The sequence below is a fragment of the Sphingomonas albertensis genome, from assembly GCF_014358075.1.
Taxonomy (GTDB): domain Bacteria; phylum Pseudomonadota; class Alphaproteobacteria; order Sphingomonadales; family Sphingomonadaceae; genus Sphingomonas; species Sphingomonas albertensis.
The window spans coordinates 1-17,603 of the sequence record NZ_JACONT010000008.1 but is presented as its reverse complement, the minus strand read 5'-3'; the positions used below and the strand labels follow the sequence as shown (position 1 = coordinate 17,603).

The window sequence follows — 17,603 nt, the reverse complement described above, 5'->3', positions numbered from 1 at the left end:
CTTCCTAGCGACGAACATCGTAACCCCCTTCGAGATAGGCATCGAGGTCCGTCTGGCGAAACAGGCTTGCGTCGCCGGGAAGCGAGTGCTTCAGCGCAGCAAGTGCAAGACCGGTTCTTGCAGCCTCCTGCATGTCCGAGCCGCACAGGATCCCGTGAAGGACGCCAGCCGCGAAGGCGTCACCGCCTCCGATGCGGTCGACGATCCCTGAAAGGACCACCTCTTCGGTCTGGGCATGGCCGTCCCGCATGTCGATCCGTGCCGACAACCGGTGATGGTCGACCGTCTCGACGACCCGAGCGGTAGACGCGATGGTGTTCAGCCTCGGGAACTTCGAGAACGCCGCCTCGGCTGCCTCGCGACGGCGATGTTCCGCATCTCCCGAGAACTCGCGACCCAGCAGCAGCGCGATGTCGCGGTGGTTTCCGAACATCAGATCGGCATGAGCGACCAGTTCGCACAGGATGGCTTGGGGATCGGAATCCCAGCTTCCCCAGAGCTTCGGGCGGTAGTTGCCGTCGAAGGAGATCCGCACGCCATGCCCGCTCGCCGCCTTGACGGCGGCAAGCGCGTTCGCCGCCGGGCCCGGCCCCAGCGCCGGCGTGATGCCGGACAGATGAAGCCAATCGATGCCGGACAGGAGTTCGTCCCAGTTCCAGGTGTCGACCGGCGCCTCTGCGAACGAGGATCCCGATCTGTCGTAGATCACCTCGGTGGCCCGCATGCCAGCACCGGACGTGACGAAGTACAGTCCCATCCGATCGCCGCCAAGCTTCATGCCCGCAGTGTCGACGCCGTGCCCGCGCAGCGTCGTCACCGCCGAACGTCCCAGATCGTTGTCGGGCACGCGGCTGGCGAAGCCGACGTCGTGTCCCAGCCGTGCAAGCGCAGTCGCGACGTTGGCTTCGGCGCCAGCGACCCAGACGTCGAGCCTGGGGGTCTGCATCAGCAGTTCGCGGCCCGGAGGCGACATGCGAAGCATGGTCTCGCCGAAGGCGAGGAGACGTCGGGAGCCGATGACCATCAGCGTGCGAGCCATCCGCCGTCGACGGCCAGGACGTGTCCCTGGACGTAGTCCGCTGCGCGGCTGGAGAGGAAGACGGCCGCGCCGCCCAGATCGGACGCATCACCCCAACGACCGGCTGGAATCCGTTCGAGGATGGATCTGTTTCGAGTCTCGTCCGCTTGAAGCGCTGCGGTGTTGGCCGTCGCGATGTAGCCGGGTGCTATCGCGTTGACGTTGATCCCCTTGCTCGCCCACTCGTTCGCAAGAAGCTTGGTGAGGCCGCCGATCCCGCTCTTCGAGGCCGTGTAGCTCGGGACGCGCACCCCGCCTTGGAACGTGAGCATGGAGGCGATGTTGATGATCTTGCCGCTGCCGCGGGCGATCATGTGCCGCCCCGCCGCCTGACTGAGGAAGAACACGGATTTCAGATTGGTATCGACCACCGCATCCCAGTCCACTTCCGTGAAGTCGACCGCGTCCGCTCGCCGGATGATGCCGGCGTTGTTCACCAGGATGTCGACCCCGCCCAGTTTCGCCGCCGTCTCGTCGACGATGCGTTCGACCGGGTCGATCGTCGAGAGGTCGGCGGAGATGATCTCCGCCCTGCGCCCCATCGCCCTGATCCTACCCGCGGTATCCTCGGCTGGCGTGCGTCCGACGCAGGCTACGTCCGCACCGGCCGAGGCGAGGGCCAAGGCGATCGCCTGTCCTATGCCCGTGTTGGCGCCCGTCACGATCGCGACCTTGCCTGTGAGGTCGAAGAGGCTGGCCATCGCCTTCAAGCCAGCTGACAGATGTCGAGAACGTTCATGTCCGTGTAGTCCTGGTTCTCGCCCGCCATCGCCCAGATGAACGCGTACGCTTTGGTCCCTGAACCCATGTGGATCGACCAGGGCGGGCTGATCACCGCCTCCTCGTTACCCATTACGATGTGGCGGGTAGCTTCGCCCTCGCCCATGTAGTGGAACACGCGGTCCTTCTCGAGATCGTCGAGCTCGAAGTAGAAGTAGATTTCGCTGCGACGCTCGTGGATGTGCGGCGGCATCGTGTTCCATACCGAACCCGGCTTCAGCACGGTGAGGCCCATGACGAGCTGGGCGCTTTCGCAGATGCCCGGAATGACCATCTGATGGATCGTCCGCTCGTTCGACTCCTCGAGCGAGCCACGCTCCAGCGTCGTCGCATCTCGGACCGAGATGACGCGGGTCGTGAACGCCTTGTGCGCGGGGCACGACGCCAGATAGAAGCGCGCGCCGTCGCCGGAGAACTGCACGTCCTTGGCGCCCATCGTCACGTACAGGCAGTCCTTGTTGCCCAGCGTGAACGTCTCGCCGTCGACCGTGACGGTGCCGGATACCTTGCCGACGTTGACGACAGCCAGTTCGCGGCGCTCCAGGAACGGGTGGCCTGCCGCAGACGCCGGCTCGGTCTGGTCGGGCAGCTTCACGCTACCGCTCGCTACCGCGACGCCGCCGATCACGAAACGCTCGGCATGCGTATAGTTCAGCACGCATTCGCCGTCGCGGAACAGGCCCTGGATCAGATAGCGGTCGCGCAGTTCGTCGTTGGAGACGCATTCCATCATGTCGGGGTGCGTGGCGTAGTAGGTACGGTCGTACATTGGAATGCTCCGATGGTTCTGGTCGCTGGGGCAGCGCCGGCTGTGGAAACGAGTGGTCTGTGGCCTTCGCGCAGGCGTGCGAGGCAAAGGGGGACGGGTGGCGGTCATGGTCCGACTTCCAGATCCGCGACGGAGCCGCGCACGATGAGTTTGGACGGGAACACCGACGGAGGTGCAGGCGCATCCGATGATCCGTCGAGCAGCTTGCGTGCCGCGGCCTGGCCCATAGCCTGTATGGGCCAACGAACCGTGGTCAGCGGGGGCCAGACGTGCGCGGCTATGGGAGTGTCATCGAAGCCGATGATGGAAAGATCACGTGGGACCGCAAGGTCTCGCTGACGCGCAGCGTGTAGAACGCCCGCTGCCATCTCGTCGTTGCAGGCGAAGATCGCGGTCGGGGGCGGAACCTGGTCGAGCAGGCGGCTCCCCGCAATGACGCCGGAATCGAAACGATAGTCTCCCTGCGCGATCAGGCTGCGAGGGAGAGCCACGTTCGCTTCGTTCAGTGCCGCTTCGAACCCTGCGCGACGTTCCTTGGCGGACCGGAATCCGTGCGGACCGGCGACAAGTCCGATCCGCCTGTGTCCACGCACGATCAGATGGCGCGTAGCAGCCGCGACGGCTTCGGCATCGTTCGACGAGACGCAGTGGGCGTCCGCGTCGAGCCGCGCCGATCCCATCCGGACGTACCGGCATCCTAGCTCGGCGCAGTGTCGCGCCAGCAGGTCGTTCTCGGAGATGGGCGGCAGGAGCATCACGCCGAAGAGGCGCTGCCGCTCGAGGAAGCGACGAACGTCGTCCATCATTCCCGGCGATCCGCGATCCACCGGCCGTACGACGAGCGCGAAATCGGTATCCCTGATCGCCTCGAGTATGCCCTGCTGCACTCCCAGCACCATCTGCGAGTTGGGATTGTCATGGATGAGCCCGATGAGGGAGTTGTGTCCCATGGCCAGGCCTCGGGCCTGAAGGTTCGGAACGAATCCCAGCTCGGCGATGGCCAGCTCGACCCGCTGCCGCGTCTCGACCCGAAGGAGCGGGGAGTCGTTGATGACCCGGCTGACCGTCTTCTTCGATACGCCTGCCACTCGGGCGACGTCGTTGATCGTGGGGCTGCTCCCACGGACGGATCCACCCGACTCACGAGAACCGGAGCCGAGCGCAGCCAGAGCTACATCCGCCAACGCGCACCGTCCTTCGGTTTCACGGTCGCTCGTGGCGCGTCCACGGTCGGAGCCAGGCATTCCCCCACGTCGCGGTCCTCATCGACCCGTCTACCCGGCCGCCTTACGATCCGCTCTCCGCGACCAGCACCGCCGGCGACCTCGACTGAGCGGTCCGCACGGGCCTGAAACTTCGCCGCGGACGTGATCATCGTTCGATCCCACCCGCGATGCACTCCGTCCCTTGCTGGAACACGGATGGTCCATCCACGCGTGGCAGCCGCGTCCTCGGTGCCGACACGATCGGACGCTCGGTACTGTTCTTCGACACGCTGCCTCCCCCCGACTACCACAGTTGTGTGACAACCTTATTGACATCGCAACTTAAAGGAAAGAGGAATGCTACCGGTGTCAAGGCAAGAGCCTGATCGGAGGAGATGGATTTGAGGGGCAGTTTCCTTGCAGACGCCGCGTGCGTTCTGACACGCGAAGCCGTGGCGATGGCGCGGCCCGTTGGCTGCGACCGAGAGCTGGCATATTTCCGAGGCTGGACGACGACGGCCCTCCAGCGAGCGGGCGCGCCGACCGGAAGGCGCTTTGCGGCCACGTTCGAAGAAACGTCGTTGAGACGGAAGGTCGGACCGGTCGTACGGACGGCCATCGCGAGCGAGACCGGTCTTGGCTGGGCGAACCCATCCATGTGGCTCGCGCACCCTGTCGGCGGAAGGTCGAGCAGGGGGGCGGTGCCGTTCGCCCCGGCCGCCAGCGACGAAATGCGCTTGATCCAATCCTCGAGACCCAGTCAACCCAGCGGAGGTGAGACATGCTCCTGAACGCGATTCTTGCCGCTGCCGTGGCCATGACGGCTCAGGCGTCGCCCGCTCCGCAGATGCCCGCTCCTGCCGCCATCCTGAAGTCGACCGAGCGGGTGGCGACGTGGCAGCTCGATCACAGGAATGCGTTCGAGCACATGCCGGCGGCGTCGCGCAGCGTACGCGATCCCCGGGACTGGCAGCAGGCGACCTTCTGGGTCGCGCTGACGGAACTGGCCGATCGGTCACGCGATCCCGCATATGCCCGGGCGATCGTCGAACTAGGACGCGCGCAGCGCTGGCGGCTCGGCGACAAGGCCTTCCACGCCGACGACCAACTGATCGCGCAGGCGTGGATCTGGGCGGCTGCACATGGGGCCGGAAGCGAGGCGGTCGTTCCTGCGAAGGCCTATTTCGACGCGGTCCTCGCCAACCCGCCGGTCGGTGATCTCGTGTTCCGCCCCAACCCCAGCGGACACGGCGATCCGATCTGCACGCAGCGGTGGTGCTGGGCCGATGCGCTGTTCATGGCGCCGCCGACGCTGCTGCAGTTCTCCCGGGCAACCCGTGATCCACGGTACGCCCGTTTCGCGCATGAGGAGTTCCGTGCGACCACCGACTATCTCTACGACCGCAAGGACCGGCTGTTCTTCCGTGACAGCCGCTTCTTCGAGCGGCGCGACGCGAAGGGCCGCAAGCTCTTCTGGAGCCGGGGGAACGGATGGGTGATGGCGGGTCTCGTCCGGATCCTGGACGAACTTCCCAAAACCGACCCGCAGAGAGCGTACTACGTCGGCCTGTTCCGTGACATGGCCGCGCGGATCGTTGGACTGCAGAAGCCCGACGGCTTCTGGGCGCCGTCACTGCTCGACGACGGAAAGGACACCCCGCCCGAGACGAGCGGCACCGCGTTCTTCACCTACGCGTTCGCCTGGGGCGTCGACGTCGGGATCCTCGATGCGCAGACCTATCGACCGGCCGCAATCCGCGGGTGGGGGGCACTGGAACGCAGCGTCCAACCCGACGGCATGCTCGGCTGGGTACAGCAGGTCAGCGACCGCCCGGACAGCGTCGCGGCGTCGGACACCCAGTTCTACGGCGCTGGGGCCTACGTTCTCGCAGGAACAGCCCTATACGATCTTTCCAGACATGGAGCCGCTAGATGACCCTGCGCAATCTCCGCGTCCTGCTCGCTCTCCCGCTGCTCACCGCCGGCGCGTCCGAGCCGGGCGCTTCCGCGTCGGACTGGACCGCGCGTCCGCACGGTCCGACCTACGCCACCGCTCCCGCCATGCACGATACGGTGGAACGGCGGCTGATGCCGCAGATGGAGGCTCTGCTGACCCAGTTGCTGCGCGACAAGCGGAACATGAGGCTGGGCGGCGTCGAGGTCTTCAAGAGCGGCGACAAGTTCCTGCCGGGCAAGATCGCCGCGGCCATGTCGTACAGGGTGCTGGACCTGCCGAAAGGCGACCCGCGCCTTCCTCAGCGTCTCAAGGACTTCGCGACGATCGCGGACCTCACCGTCGGCGACCCGAACGACACATGGGGCATCTACTACTACGTATCCGCGCTCCACCGCCTGAAGCAGGCCGGACTACTGGAAGAGGCCGTGTCGCCGGCGACGCTGGCGCTCCTCAAGGCGAGACTCGACTGGCACAGGTTCGTCCGGCCGGACCTCTCGCTGATCGACCTTCCCAACAACTACTACGGGGTGGCGTTTTCGATAGCACGACTCCGCTTCCTCATGGGATGGGAGGACGAGAAGGGGAGTGATCGACTGCTGGAGCGTACGCTCGACCACTATCGCCGCTACTCGGGCGAGTACGGCTTCGCGGACGAGACGGAAGGCAAGGGGCGTTTCGACCGGTACAGCGTCCTGCTGATCGGGGAGATCGCGCAGCGTCTTGTCGAGACGGGCATGGCGCCGACCCCGGAGGTGAGGGGATGGCTGCGCCGTTCCGTCGACCTCATGCTGCCGCGCTTCAACATGCGGGGCGAGGGCTGGGAGTACGGCCGCAGCATCGGCACGTACGGCGAGACGGCGTTCCTCGAGGTGCTCACCGCAGCGGCACGGCTGAAGGTGCTGACGCCGACCGAGGAACGGATGGCCTACGCGTTCTCGTCGCGCATCGCAGCCAGGTACATGGACTTCTGGGTCGATCCGGCCACCGGGTCGGTCGATCTCTGGGATCAGGGGCGGAGGACCGATGCATACCGCGGCAAGCATCGCATATTCGGCGAGAACCTCAGCCTCGCGCGACAATACATCTACACAGACGCCATCTGGAGCGATCTGGGATACCGCGGACGCGCCCCGGACGCCGGCTACGAGCGCTGGCTGAAGACCCTTCCGAAGTCCACGACCACCTGGTTCGCCCGCGGTGAGCACGACCGGGCGGTCGTGACCATCCGCGACGGGAGCACGGTCATCGGCCTTCCGATCATAAACGGGGCGGAAGGACAGCACATGCACAACCCGTACTTCCCGGTGCCGTTCTCACCGGGCATGCTGCAGGGATCGGCGGACGCCGACTATCCGCTCCTACTGCCCAGGATCACCCTGACCGACGGCAGCGTGCTCATGCCGTTGGCCTGGTTCAAGGACGTCCGCGTCACTACGCGCGGGCCCGTGACGGATGTGACGTGGCGGCAGGACGCCCTCGACAGGATGGGCGGGGAGGACGCTACCAAGGATCCTCGTGCAACGATCGTCACGAAGTACCGGCTGGCTCACGGAAGCATCTCGCGCACCGACTTCCTCACGGTGAAGGGGACCGCGAAGATCGCCAGGATCGACATGGCCTTCGCGAGCTTCTCGTCCGTTCCGGTCGCCCGATCCGAAGGGGCGGTCACGTTCGGCACGGGCGAAGTGAAGCGACTGCAGACGAAGGGTTACGGCAAATGCACGGCCAAGGACGTGGCGAGTCAGCCCTACCGATCCACGACAGGTGCCTTCCGGTCGCTCGTCGAGTGCGGCGTAGCCATGGCGGTGCCGAGCGCCTCCGCAGAACTGAACTGGAGGTTGTCATACAACTATTGACAGTTAGTTTCGGTGTGTTAGGTGAGTCGCATGACACCGGTGACAACCGGGCCACGCAACCTCGATGAGGTGCGGCGGGAACAGGGAGGAAGCTCGAATGAAGCAATCACGTATCCATCGGTGCGCCTATTCCGCGCTGCTGATGACGACCGCCTGGTCGGTGCTCTCCAGTGCCGCCATCGGAGCTCCCCAGAACGCGCCTGCGCAGGACCCGGCAGCGGCGCCGTCTTCGCCGGTCGGTAGCAGCGCGGCGTCCCCCTCCGTGCAGAGCAACCCCGTTCAGCCCGAGGGCGGCGCGCTCGACCCGACGCGGGAGCAGACCTCCGACATCGCTGCTCCCACGACCGACCCGATCGCGCGGGCGGCGGCCGAGGTGGACGCGTCGGGCGGCGACATCGTCGTGACGGGCGCGCGGGCGACGCAGAGGACCTCGATCGAGCTCAAGCGCAACTCGAGCGTCGTCGTCGACGGCCTCGTCAGCGACGAGATCGGCTCCACGCCGGACAATTCGGTGGGCGACACGCTCGAACGGCTGGCTGGCGTGTCGGCCGACCGCTTCAAGGGCAACGCCAACGAGATCTCCGTTCGCGGCCTCGGGCCCACGCTCAGCTTCGCGACCTTCAACGGGCGCGAAGTCTCGACCGCGGGCGGCGACCGTTCGGTGGCGTTCCAGCAGTTCCCGTCCGAACTCGTCAACGGCGTCCTGGTCTACAAGACCCAGCAGGCCGACTTCCTTGAAGGCGGCGTAGGCGGCATCATCGAACTGCGCTCCTTGAAGCCGCTCGACTACGGCAAGCGTCGTCTCCAGGCCGAGATCCGCGCCGACTTCCAGCCGAAGTCCGACGACGTCTACCAGGACGACGGTCTCGGCTATCGCGCGAACATCTCGTACACCGATCAGTTCAAGACCGGCATCGGCGACATCGGCATCAGCATCGGCTACCAGCGCCAGGATACCACGGCACCCGAAGACTACTACAACGCGAACGCCACTTTCCAGGCGTGCAACACCTCGGCGAACAACCCTTCCCTCATCACCGGGACCGCCGGCGCGCTCGTGGCGGCCGGGGCGGGAGTGAACTGCACGTTGGCGACGGGCCCCAGGTCGGTGGCGCCTGCGACGGGGCAGGTTCCGGTCGCAGTCGGCGAGACGGTCGGTCCCGTCTACTTCGCCAACTCCTCGCGTAGTTTCCGCACCCAGCAGACTGCCGAAGTCCGCGACGCCGTCATCGGTGCCTTGCAGTGGCGGCCGTCCTCGACGTTCGAGGTCGCGATCGATGGACAGTTCTCAAACCGCGCAAGCCTGGAGAAGCGCAACGTGCTCGCGATCGCCGAAGGTCTGCGCGGCGTGAAGCCGCTGATCATCGGAGATGGGACGAACGGCTACTCGAAGGGCGCGTTGATCAGCTACAGCGGCAACTCGAACATCGAGGACCAGCTCGAGCGTCGGGAACGGAGCGAGAAGTACTACGGTGGCGGTCTCAACCTGATCTGGCGTCCCGACCGCTGGACCTTCTCCGTCGACGGATCCTATTCCGACTCCCAGCGGACGGAGACGCAGCGGCAGACCCGGATGCGCTCGACGACACGGGTGCCCTACACCCTGACGTACGTCGGCGACAACGTCGTGCCCGACGTGACCTTCGGAAACGGTTTCGACGTGACGGATCCCGCCAGCTTCCTCTCCGCGACCGCGACGTCCGTGTATGCCCGGAACCGGTTCGTCACCGACCGGCGTGACAAGATCTGGGCGGGTCGCGCCGACGTCTCACGGGACTTCGACGGGTTCTTCAACCAGATCAAGGTCGGCGGGCGAATCTCCAACCACCAGCGCACAAACGACAACGCCCGCAACAGCGATCTCGCGACGCTGGTCCCGGTCAACGGGCAGACGCCGGCCCAACTCATCACCGCAGCGAACCAGAACTGCAGGGCCCCGTTCACCACCCGGTCCTATTTCAGCGGCGAGACCAACCTGAACCAGTGGGCGACCTTCGACAACGAATGCCTCTTCCGGACATTCACCGGCAGCGATGACGCGCTGCCGTACCCGGCCGATGGCCGTGATCCGAGCGACATCGACGTCCGTGAGCGGATCTACGCAGCGTACGCTATGGCCAGCTTCAAATCCGATCTCGGTTCGATCCCGTTCAGCGGCAACGTCGGACTGCGGTGGATCAAGACCGACATCGTCTCGAAGGGGTTCCGTCAGGCCTACCTTGTCACCGTCGACACGGGGTCCGACAACTACACCGTCGCGGTGGATCCGACCGGCGCGCTCACGTCGAACACGGCCAAGGGGAAGTACAACTACTTCCTACCCAGTTCGAACCTGGCCTTCGAACTCTCCAACCAGTTGAAGCTGCGACTGGCGGGATACCGGGCGATCTCGCGATCCGGAATCGAGAGCTTCGGTGCCGGCATCAACCTTAATCCGTCGACCGGAACCGGCGTCAACAACATCATCTTCAATGCGACCACCGGCAATCCGAACCTGAAGCCGCTGCGGGCGTGGAACGCCGACGTCTCGCTGGAACTCTACGCCTCCAAGGATACGCTGCTGTCGGTGGCAGGGTACTACAAATGGGTCGAGGGAGCCGTCATCGGTGCGAACCAGTCGATCCCGACGCCCATCACGGTCACGACGATCACGAACGGCGGTCCCCGGCAGACGGTCGATCTGACGATCAATCCGACCGCGCCGGCGAACGATCCGAAGACGCGCAATCTGTACGGCGTCGAGGTGCAGGGCAGCCACGCCTTCACATGGCTGCCGTCGCCGCTCGACGGGTTCGGCATCCAGGCGTCCGCCAACCGGGCGTTTGCGAACTTCGAATATCCCGACACGTCCACGCTCGCGCCGTATCTTGATCCGGCCAATCTCATCGGCCTGTCGAAATGGACGGCGAGCGGCTCGGTGTACTATGAGAAGTACGGCTTCTCGATCCGTGCCTCGTACCGGTATCGATCCGACTACTACAAGCCGAACGGCGGGACGAACCGTTCGGTTCGCGGATCCGATTTCCTGAACCTGTCGGCCCAGTACAACCTGACCGACAACGTCCAGCTGAAGGCTCAAGCGTTGAACCTCACCGGTACCAAGGACGTCTTCTACAAGGGCGGCGAAGACAGCATCGCCGAGGTCTCCAACAGCGGGACGCAGTACTTCGTCGGCTTCAGGGTTCGCATGTGATGCGATCTGTCCGAACCGTCCTCTCCCCGGTTCTGGCGTTTACCGCCGCTGCGCTTTCGTGCGCGGCGGCGGCCTTTTCGCCGACGCTCCAACCAATCCGGCCGACCTGCAGCGGCGTGGAAGGATACGCGCCCGCGTTCAGCGGTCGTCGGACCTTCTTCCTGAAGCCCGACGAGCTGATCGCGATCAAGGCGGTCCGCGACACCGATCCGACGGTATCCGCGGCCTACCGGCAACTCCTGAAGCAGGCCGACGCAGCGCTGCTTCGGCGTCCGGGAGCGGTCACCGACAAGACCACGCTTCCGCCGTCGGGAGACCGGCACGACTATCTCAGCATCGCGCCCTATTGGTGGCCGGATCCGGCGAACCCGAATGGACCCTATGTCCGTCGCGACGGCGTGATCAATCCGGCGCGTGAAACGAACAGCTACGACAGGACCGCGATCGGCCTACTGAGCGGTGACGTCCGCGTGCTCGCCCTGGCCTACTACTACAGCGACGACATCCGATACGCGAAGAAGGCCGCGTTGCTCATCCGGACCTGGTTTCTCGATCCGGCGACCGCGATGAACCCGAACGCCAACTTCGCCCAGGCGGTGCGCGGTCGGGAGGACGGAAGAGCCGAAGGCGTCCTCGATACGAGCGCGTTCCAGTCCGTCGTCGATGCCGTCGGCCTGCTCGCCCCGTCCAAGGCGATCACGACGGACGAGCAGAAGGCGCTCGAGGGATGGTTCGGTCGCTACGTCGACTGGATGCTCACCAGTCCCAACGGACGGGCGGAGCAGGCGGCCAGGAACAACCACGGGATCTGGTTCGACAGCCAGATAACCCAGTACGCGTTGTTCGCCCGCCGCCCCGACGTGGCGCGCAGGGTCGTCGACCAGTTTCCCGCTCGTCGCATCTCCGCACAGATGGACGTCGATGGCCGCCTGCCGGCCGAGACCGCCCGGACTCGAAGCTTCCATTATTCGATCTACGCCCTGACGCCCGCATACGACGTGGCGGAGATGGCCGGGTGCCTCGGAAAGGACCTCTGGGGATACAAGGACGCCAAGAGGCGCGGTCTCCGGAAGGCGACGGACTTCCTCGCATCCTACCGCGGCCAGCTGGAGAAGTGGCCGTACAAGGAGCTGCGCCTCGAACCCAAGGAACTGGACGGCCTTCTCACGAGAGCCTCCTGGGCTTGGGGACCGGGAAGCTATCCGCGCACCGTCGACGGCTATCCGGCTGCACTGGAATACCGGTCCTATGCCCCAGTCGCTCGTTGAGCCTTGGACCGGTCAGCTCCGGCAGGCTGTGGGGACATTCCTTGGCGTCGTCACGCCGTGATCGATCGCCGGTCATTCATGATCGCGGCATCCGCGGCGTCGATCGTCCCTACGCCGGCGTACGCCGAACAACTGGATCTGCAGACCATCGAGCATGATCGCGTGGTACGCGCCGCCGACGCGTATCTGCGAGAGGCTCCCCGCACGATAACCTCGATCCCGGCACCTCGCAGCCCGGGCGGCGTGCACGACTACTATTCCGAAGCGGACTATTGGTGGCCGGATCCCGCGCATCCGGGCGGCCCCTACGTGAGGCGGGACGGCTTCTCCAACCCGGAGAAGTTCGACGGGCACCGCGACGCGCTGATAGCGTTCGGCGTCCGCATGCCGGCACTCGCGTCGGCGTGGCGTCTGACGGGGGATAGCCGGTACGCGCGGGCCGCCGCAGAGCATCTGAACGCCTGGTTCGTGGCGCCCGAAACCCGGATGTCTCCCGATCTCGCGCATGCCCAGGCCATCATCGGGCGCGACACTGGCCGGGCGATCGGCATCATCGATACCCTGCAGATCGTCGAAGTCGCGCGAGGCGCGAAATTGCTCAGCGACCTGCGTGCGCCCGGCTTCGACGCAAGGTTCAGGACAGACGTCGCCGCCTGGTTCCGCAGCTATCTCGGATGGCTGACGACTTCGGCGGCCGGCATCGAGGAACGGGGTCAGAAGAACAACCACGGCACGTGCTGGCTTCTCCAATGCGCCGCGTTCGCGGACCTACTCGCCGACGAAGACGCGCTGGTCGGATTCAGGACCCGGTTTCGGACGGTGATCGTTCCGAACCAGATAGCCGCCGGGGGGCGGCAGCCGCTCGAACTGTCCCGCACCAAGCCCTACAGCTACTTGCTCTTCAACCTCGACGTTCTCGCGACCGCCTGCCAGATCCTCTCGCCGGGCTCGAGAAAGCTGTGGACCGCCGCCGGACCAGGCGGGGGCTCGGTCGCCGATGCGATCGGCTTCATGGCGCCCTTCATTCGGAACAAGGGCCGCTGGCCTCATCCGGCGGACGTCGAGCATTTCGATGCCCTGCCGGTGCGCCAGCCCAGTCTGCTGTTCGGCGGGCTCGCCCTCGATCGGCCTGACTGGGTCTCGCTCTGGCGCACGCTGCCGGCCGACCCGACGGACCCCGAGATCGTCCGGAACTTCCCGATCAGGCAACCCGTGCTCTGGACGAACGGCAGCGACGTCCATGTACGTTGAGCCGCCCCGGGAGAGACAGGCGTCACGCATGCCGTACCTTACGGATCCGGCCTTCGTGCGCCTTGCGGCGCGCTAGCGGCACCATGTTCAAGGAGAAGACAGTGGAAATGGAAGAGGTCGCGGCTCGGCACGAGCGCATCGCACGGAGCTTCGTGGAAGCGAGACGGTCGGCCTCCGGCTTCGACGCGTATCCGGGTGAGGCCCCAGGCTCGCTCGAGGAAGCGTACGTCGTCCAGGATCGCGCGATCGCGCTGCACGGCGAACCGGTCGGCGGTTGGAAGCTCGGACGCATAAACGCCCCCTTCGACAGCAGGTTCGGCGCCAACAGACTTGCGGGTCCGATCTTCACGTCGTCCATCGTGGACGCCGAACACGGCTCCGTAGCGGCGATGCCGGTCATCGAAGAAGGCTTCGCAGCGGTCGAAGCCGAGTTCCTTCTTCGACTGGGTTCGTCTCCCGATCCCGACAAGCACGAATGGACGATGGAGGAGGCGCGATCCCTCGTCGACTCCGTCGCGATCGGCATCGAGATCGCGAGTTCGCCGCTGACCTCCATCAACGAACTCGGACCCGCGGTCACCGCTTCGGACTTCGGCAACAATCACGGTCTGCTCGTCGGTCCCGAGTTCGAAGGCTGGCGGTCCCTCGATCTGGACGCGGTTCCGGTGAAGCTTCTGATCAATGGTGCGGAGGTCGGCTCCGCGACCACGGCCACGATGCTGGATGGCCCGTGGGGCGCAGTCCGCTTCCTGGCGGAGCTTGCCGCGGCCCGAGGAGTCGGGCTTTCGAAAGGGCAGTGGATATCCACGGGAGCGGTCACCGGCGTCCATCGGGTGGCGGTCGGCGACGCCGTCGAGGCCTGGTTCGGCTCCGAACGGCTGGAATGCCGGATCGTAGCGGCGACACCGGCGGTCGCTGATCATGTCCAGGGCCCGAGGTCATGAGCGAGCTCGTCAGACCAGAGGACGCCGTATCGCGGATGGGCCGCTATCGCTGGCTGATCTGCAGCCTGCTCTTCGCCGCAACGGCGATCAACTACGTCGACCGGCAGATGATCGGCGTGCTGAAGTCGACGATCTCCACCGATCTCGGCTGGTCCGAGACGACCTATGCGGACGTCATCTTCTGGTTCCAGGCCGCCTATGCGATCGGGTATCTGAGCTTCGGGAGGATCGTCGACGTCGCCGGCGCCCGCATCGGCTATTCCATCGCCTTCGTGATCTGGACCGTGGGGCACACCCTGTGCGGCTTCGTGAACACGGCGACGCAGTTCTCGATCGCGCGCGCGATTCTCGGAGTCGGCGAGAGCGGCAACTTCCCGTCAGGCATTAAAGCGGTTTCGGAGTGGTTTCCCGCGCGAGAGCGGGCGTTTGCCACGGGCGTGTTCAACGCCGGCGCGAACATCGGCGCGGTCATCACGCCGCTCGTGGTCCCCGCCATCACGCTCGCGTATGGCTGGCGCATGGCGTTCATCGTCACCGGCGCGGCCAGCCTCGTCTGGCTGGTCGCATGGATCGCGCTCTATCGGCGGCCTCGCGAAGTGAAGAGCATATCGCCTGCGGAGCTGGCACACATCGAGAGCGACCCGGTCCATCCGGTCGAGAGGATCGGCTGGGGACGACTTCTCCGCTATCGGGAGACGTGGGCGTTCGCACTGGGCAAGTTCCTGACCGACCCCATCTGGTGGCTCTTCCTCTTCTGGACGCCCGACTTCCTCCAGAAGCGATACGGCCTGGACCTCGTCAGCTTCGGTCCGCCGCTGGTGGTGATCTACCTCATATCCGATTTCGGCAGCGTCGCCGGGGGATGGACCTCGTCGAAGCTGATGAGCCGCGGCATGACCGCGAACCGGGCGCGCAAGCTCACGATGCTCGCCTGCGCCATCGCGGTCATGCCGATCTTCTTCGTCCAGTACGTCGCAAGCCTCTGGGGCGCCGTCGCGATCCTCGGTCTGGCCACGGCTGCGCATCAGGCCTGGTCGGCCAACCTCTACACCCTCCCGTCCGACATGTTTCCGAAGGGCGCGGTGGGCTCCGTGGTCGGCATAGGCGGAACCGCCGGCGCGATCGGAGGAATGATGATGGCGAAGTTCGTCGGGTACATGCTGCAGACGACCGGAAGCTACGCGGCGATCTTCGCAGTCGCCGGCAGCGTGTACGTTCTCGGTCTGCTCCTCATCCACCTTCTTTCGCCACGACTGGCTCACGTCCGCGTCTGACACGGACGATCGTGGGGGGAGGCGTACCGGGACCATGCGCCTGGACGTGTTCGGGAGGATCTGACCACTAAGACCGTCCATGGTGGATCGGCAGAAGATACAGCCTACGGCGCGGTCCGCCGGACGAGTCTTCATGATGCAAATTCGCCGCGAGAGGCGACGGCGCAACATCTACTTCAATGTTGTCATACAACTAATTGACCTCTCGTCCGACCCGTGATTGAATGCCGCCGACGTCAACGAACGTCTTCGAGTCGGAGGTGACGAGCACAACGGGCGAAACGTCCGACCCGTCCTTCGTGAGGATGCTGACGCGGCGGGCGTGTGGACGGCGTATGTGCCGGCCGAGGACGGACCGCGGCAAACAGGAGGGTAAGACATGACAAGATCGACACATCGAATGCTGAGCGTCGCCGTTCTTGCGGGAGCCGCGATTTTCGGACCCGCAGCCTACGCGGAATGTTCGATAGCGATACCGACGTCCACCAGCACCTCCTCCTATGGCACGCTCCAGCTTCCGGTGGACGCCAACGGCGACGGCAAGCCGGACACGATCTCCGGCAGCCAGTTGTCGAGCTATTCGAGCCAGTTCTTCGAACGCCAGACGGCAGCCAGGATCGTGATGAGGGTGCCGACCAGCGGACTGGCGACTACGCCGAACTCTAGATATCCGCGATCCGAACTGAAGGAGAACCGCACCTGGAACGTCGACGACGGCTGTGCCGCCCAGGCTGCGAGGGTCAACATCTACGACCTGCCGGCGAGCGGAGACATCGTCATCGGGCAGATCCATCAGGAAGCTACGACGCCGCGGCCGCCCGTCGAACTGCACTATACGAACGGCACGATCCACGCCGACGTGATGAAGCAGAACACGACGGCATCCGGCAGTCCCAGAACGCGTCTGACGATCGTGTCGGGCATCCCGCTGAAGCAGTGGTTCAGCTATTCCATCACCCTGGAAAAGGGTGGCCTCCTCAAGGTCACGGTCAACGGCAGTTCCCAGACCACGTACCTCGACGCGAGCTTCGACAGCAGCAAGCTTTACTTCAAGGCCGGCAACTACACGCAGGACACAGGCGGTGGGAGTTCGGTCGGTTTCGAAGGCCTGAGCGTCAAGCACAATTGACCAGCGGAGAGAGCGGGGAGCGGTTCCACCGCTCCGACCCTCGTCGAGCGAACCGTACCTCAGTGCGAGACAGGGCATCTTCGGCAAGGGCTCACGCGACAGGACAGTAGGAACACCGGTCAAGCCTTCGCAGCGATGTGTGCCTCTGGGCGACCTTCACGACGAGGCGAACGATCGGTATGACCCCGAACGAACGTCTCCGGTTCTGATGCTCGTCCTGACTTCAACGGCGATTTCGTTTGGTGCAATCGCATATTCCATACGTGCGTTTGCGATCGGACGCGGAGCGCGTGATGAACGCGCTTCGCTGCATCGCAGCATTCACGTTGGAACTGCCATGTTCACCTTGATTTCGATGATCCTCGCCTATCGCCGCCAGGTATCGCAACTCGCCCCTGCAGTACCTCTGTCAGGCGGCAACGCAGCGAACGACCAAGGCATCGACCGTTCGGATGTGCGCGCCGCTTAAAATGAGGTGATGCGATGCGAGGACTCACGGTCGTTCGCATCGGTCCTTGCCGAGGCGGTCTTAGCGTCTAGCTTCGGAGGTGCCGCCCGCTACGACTTTGAGGGACCCGTCATGTCACGTCCGGTCATCCGTTTCGAACCTGGCAACAGCTACTGGGTGACCGATAGGGAAAGCGTCGGCTTCGTCGGTACGACGGACCTTGGCAAGGTCGAGTTCCTGATGACGAGCGCGGCTCTCGCCCAGATGTTGAACAACGACTACGAAGTCGTGGACGCCGAGACCGCGATGGAGATCTTCGTCGAATTCGAGGCCGACATACACCGGATTGCTCGTCTCGAGTTCGTGAAGCGTCTTGGAGGCGAGCCACCGATCCTGCTCACGGCCGCCGACGTCGAGATGCACTGAAGACGCTGCAAAGTCGCTGGAGGGC

Annotated in this window: 14 protein-coding genes; 10 read left to right on the top strand and 4 right to left on the bottom strand. The window is 65.1% G+C overall.

Translation table 11 applies throughout. The features are described 5' to 3' along the window. Positions 1 to 4 precede the first annotated feature (4 nt). From H8S47_RS05575 to H8S47_RS05560, 4 genes are all read right to left on the bottom strand, one after another. Entirely contained in the window at positions 5 to 1,039 is a 1,035-nt protein-coding gene (locus H8S47_RS05575) for a sugar kinase (protein WP_187502932.1), read from the bottom strand. Then, positions 1,024 to 1,779: a 2-dehydro-3-deoxy-D-gluconate 5-dehydrogenase KduD gene (gene kduD, locus H8S47_RS05570; RefSeq protein ID WP_187502931.1), complete on the bottom strand. Its 756-nt coding sequence runs from the start codon at positions 1,777 to 1,779 to the stop codon at positions 1,024 to 1,026. The genes H8S47_RS05575 and kduD overlap by 16 nt, the downstream gene beginning before the upstream one ends. 5 nt (positions 1,780 to 1,784) lie before the next feature. After that, positions 1,785 to 2,627 carry a 5-dehydro-4-deoxy-D-glucuronate isomerase gene (gene kduI / locus H8S47_RS05565; protein WP_187502930.1) on the bottom strand — a complete coding sequence of 281 codons (843 nt, stop codon included), beginning with the start codon at positions 2,625 to 2,627 and terminating at the stop codon, positions 1,785 to 1,787. Between the two features lie 104 nt (positions 2,628 to 2,731). After that, positions 2,732 to 3,796 (bottom strand): LacI family DNA-binding transcriptional regulator, encoded by a 1,065-nt coding sequence (locus H8S47_RS05560; RefSeq protein ID WP_235982630.1) that lies wholly within the window; start codon positions 3,794 to 3,796, stop codon positions 2,732 to 2,734. Positions 3,797 to 4,613: 817 nt separating this feature from the next. On the opposite strand from H8S47_RS05560, the gene H8S47_RS05555 reads away from it, so the two are divergent. From H8S47_RS05555 to H8S47_RS05510, 10 genes are all read left to right on the top strand, one after another. Continuing rightward, positions 4,614 to 5,768, top strand: a complete 1,155-nt coding sequence (locus H8S47_RS05555) for a glycoside hydrolase family 88/105 protein (protein WP_187502928.1) — start codon at positions 4,614 to 4,616, stop codon at positions 5,766 to 5,768. Then, positions 5,765 to 7,645: a hypothetical protein gene (locus tag H8S47_RS05550; RefSeq protein ID WP_187502927.1), complete on the top strand. Its 1,881-nt coding sequence runs from the start codon at positions 5,765 to 5,767 to the stop codon at positions 7,643 to 7,645. Before H8S47_RS05555 ends, H8S47_RS05550 begins: the two co-directional genes overlap by 4 nt. Positions 7,646 to 7,742: 97 nt before the next feature. Continuing rightward, complete coding sequence (locus H8S47_RS05545; protein ID WP_187502926.1) at positions 7,743 to 10,838, top strand: TonB-dependent receptor; 3,096 nt, start codon at positions 7,743 to 7,745, stop codon at positions 10,836 to 10,838. Beyond that, positions 10,838 to 12,106, top strand: coding sequence for an alginate lyase family protein (locus tag H8S47_RS05540; RefSeq protein ID WP_187502925.1), 1,269 nt, complete (start codon positions 10,838 to 10,840; stop codon positions 12,104 to 12,106). The genes H8S47_RS05545 and H8S47_RS05540 overlap by 1 nt, the downstream gene beginning before the upstream one ends. Before the next feature lie 78 nt (positions 12,107 to 12,184). After that, the gene (locus H8S47_RS05535) at positions 12,185 to 13,357 is read left to right on the top strand and encodes an alginate lyase family protein (RefSeq protein WP_214654954.1); all 1,173 of its coding nucleotides are present in this window, start codon (positions 12,185 to 12,187) and stop codon (positions 13,355 to 13,357) included. An 83-nt stretch (positions 13,358 to 13,440) separates the two neighbouring features. After that, positions 13,441 to 14,301, top strand: coding sequence for a 2-keto-4-pentenoate hydratase (locus tag H8S47_RS05530; protein WP_235982626.1), 861 nt, complete (start codon positions 13,441 to 13,443; stop codon positions 14,299 to 14,301). Further along, on the top strand, positions 14,298 to 15,575 hold the full coding sequence (locus tag H8S47_RS05525) for an MFS transporter (RefSeq protein WP_187502923.1): 1,278 nt from the start codon (positions 14,298 to 14,300) through the stop codon (positions 15,573 to 15,575). Before H8S47_RS05530 ends, H8S47_RS05525 begins: the two co-directional genes overlap by 4 nt. 400 nt (positions 15,576 to 15,975) lie before the next feature. Then, positions 15,976 to 16,704, top strand: coding sequence for a polysaccharide lyase family 7 protein (locus H8S47_RS05520; protein WP_187502922.1), 729 nt, complete (start codon positions 15,976 to 15,978; stop codon positions 16,702 to 16,704). A gap of 208 nt (positions 16,705 to 16,912) precedes the next feature. Then, the gene (locus H8S47_RS05515; RefSeq protein WP_187502921.1) at positions 16,913 to 17,173 is read left to right on the top strand and encodes a hypothetical protein; all 261 of its coding nucleotides are present in this window, start codon (positions 16,913 to 16,915) and stop codon (positions 17,171 to 17,173) included. A gap of 111 nt (positions 17,174 to 17,284) precedes the next feature. After that, positions 17,285 to 17,578 (top strand): DUF1488 family protein, encoded by a 294-nt coding sequence (locus H8S47_RS05510; RefSeq protein WP_187502920.1) that lies wholly within the window; start codon positions 17,285 to 17,287, stop codon positions 17,576 to 17,578. Positions 17,579 to 17,603: the final 25 nt, after the last annotated feature.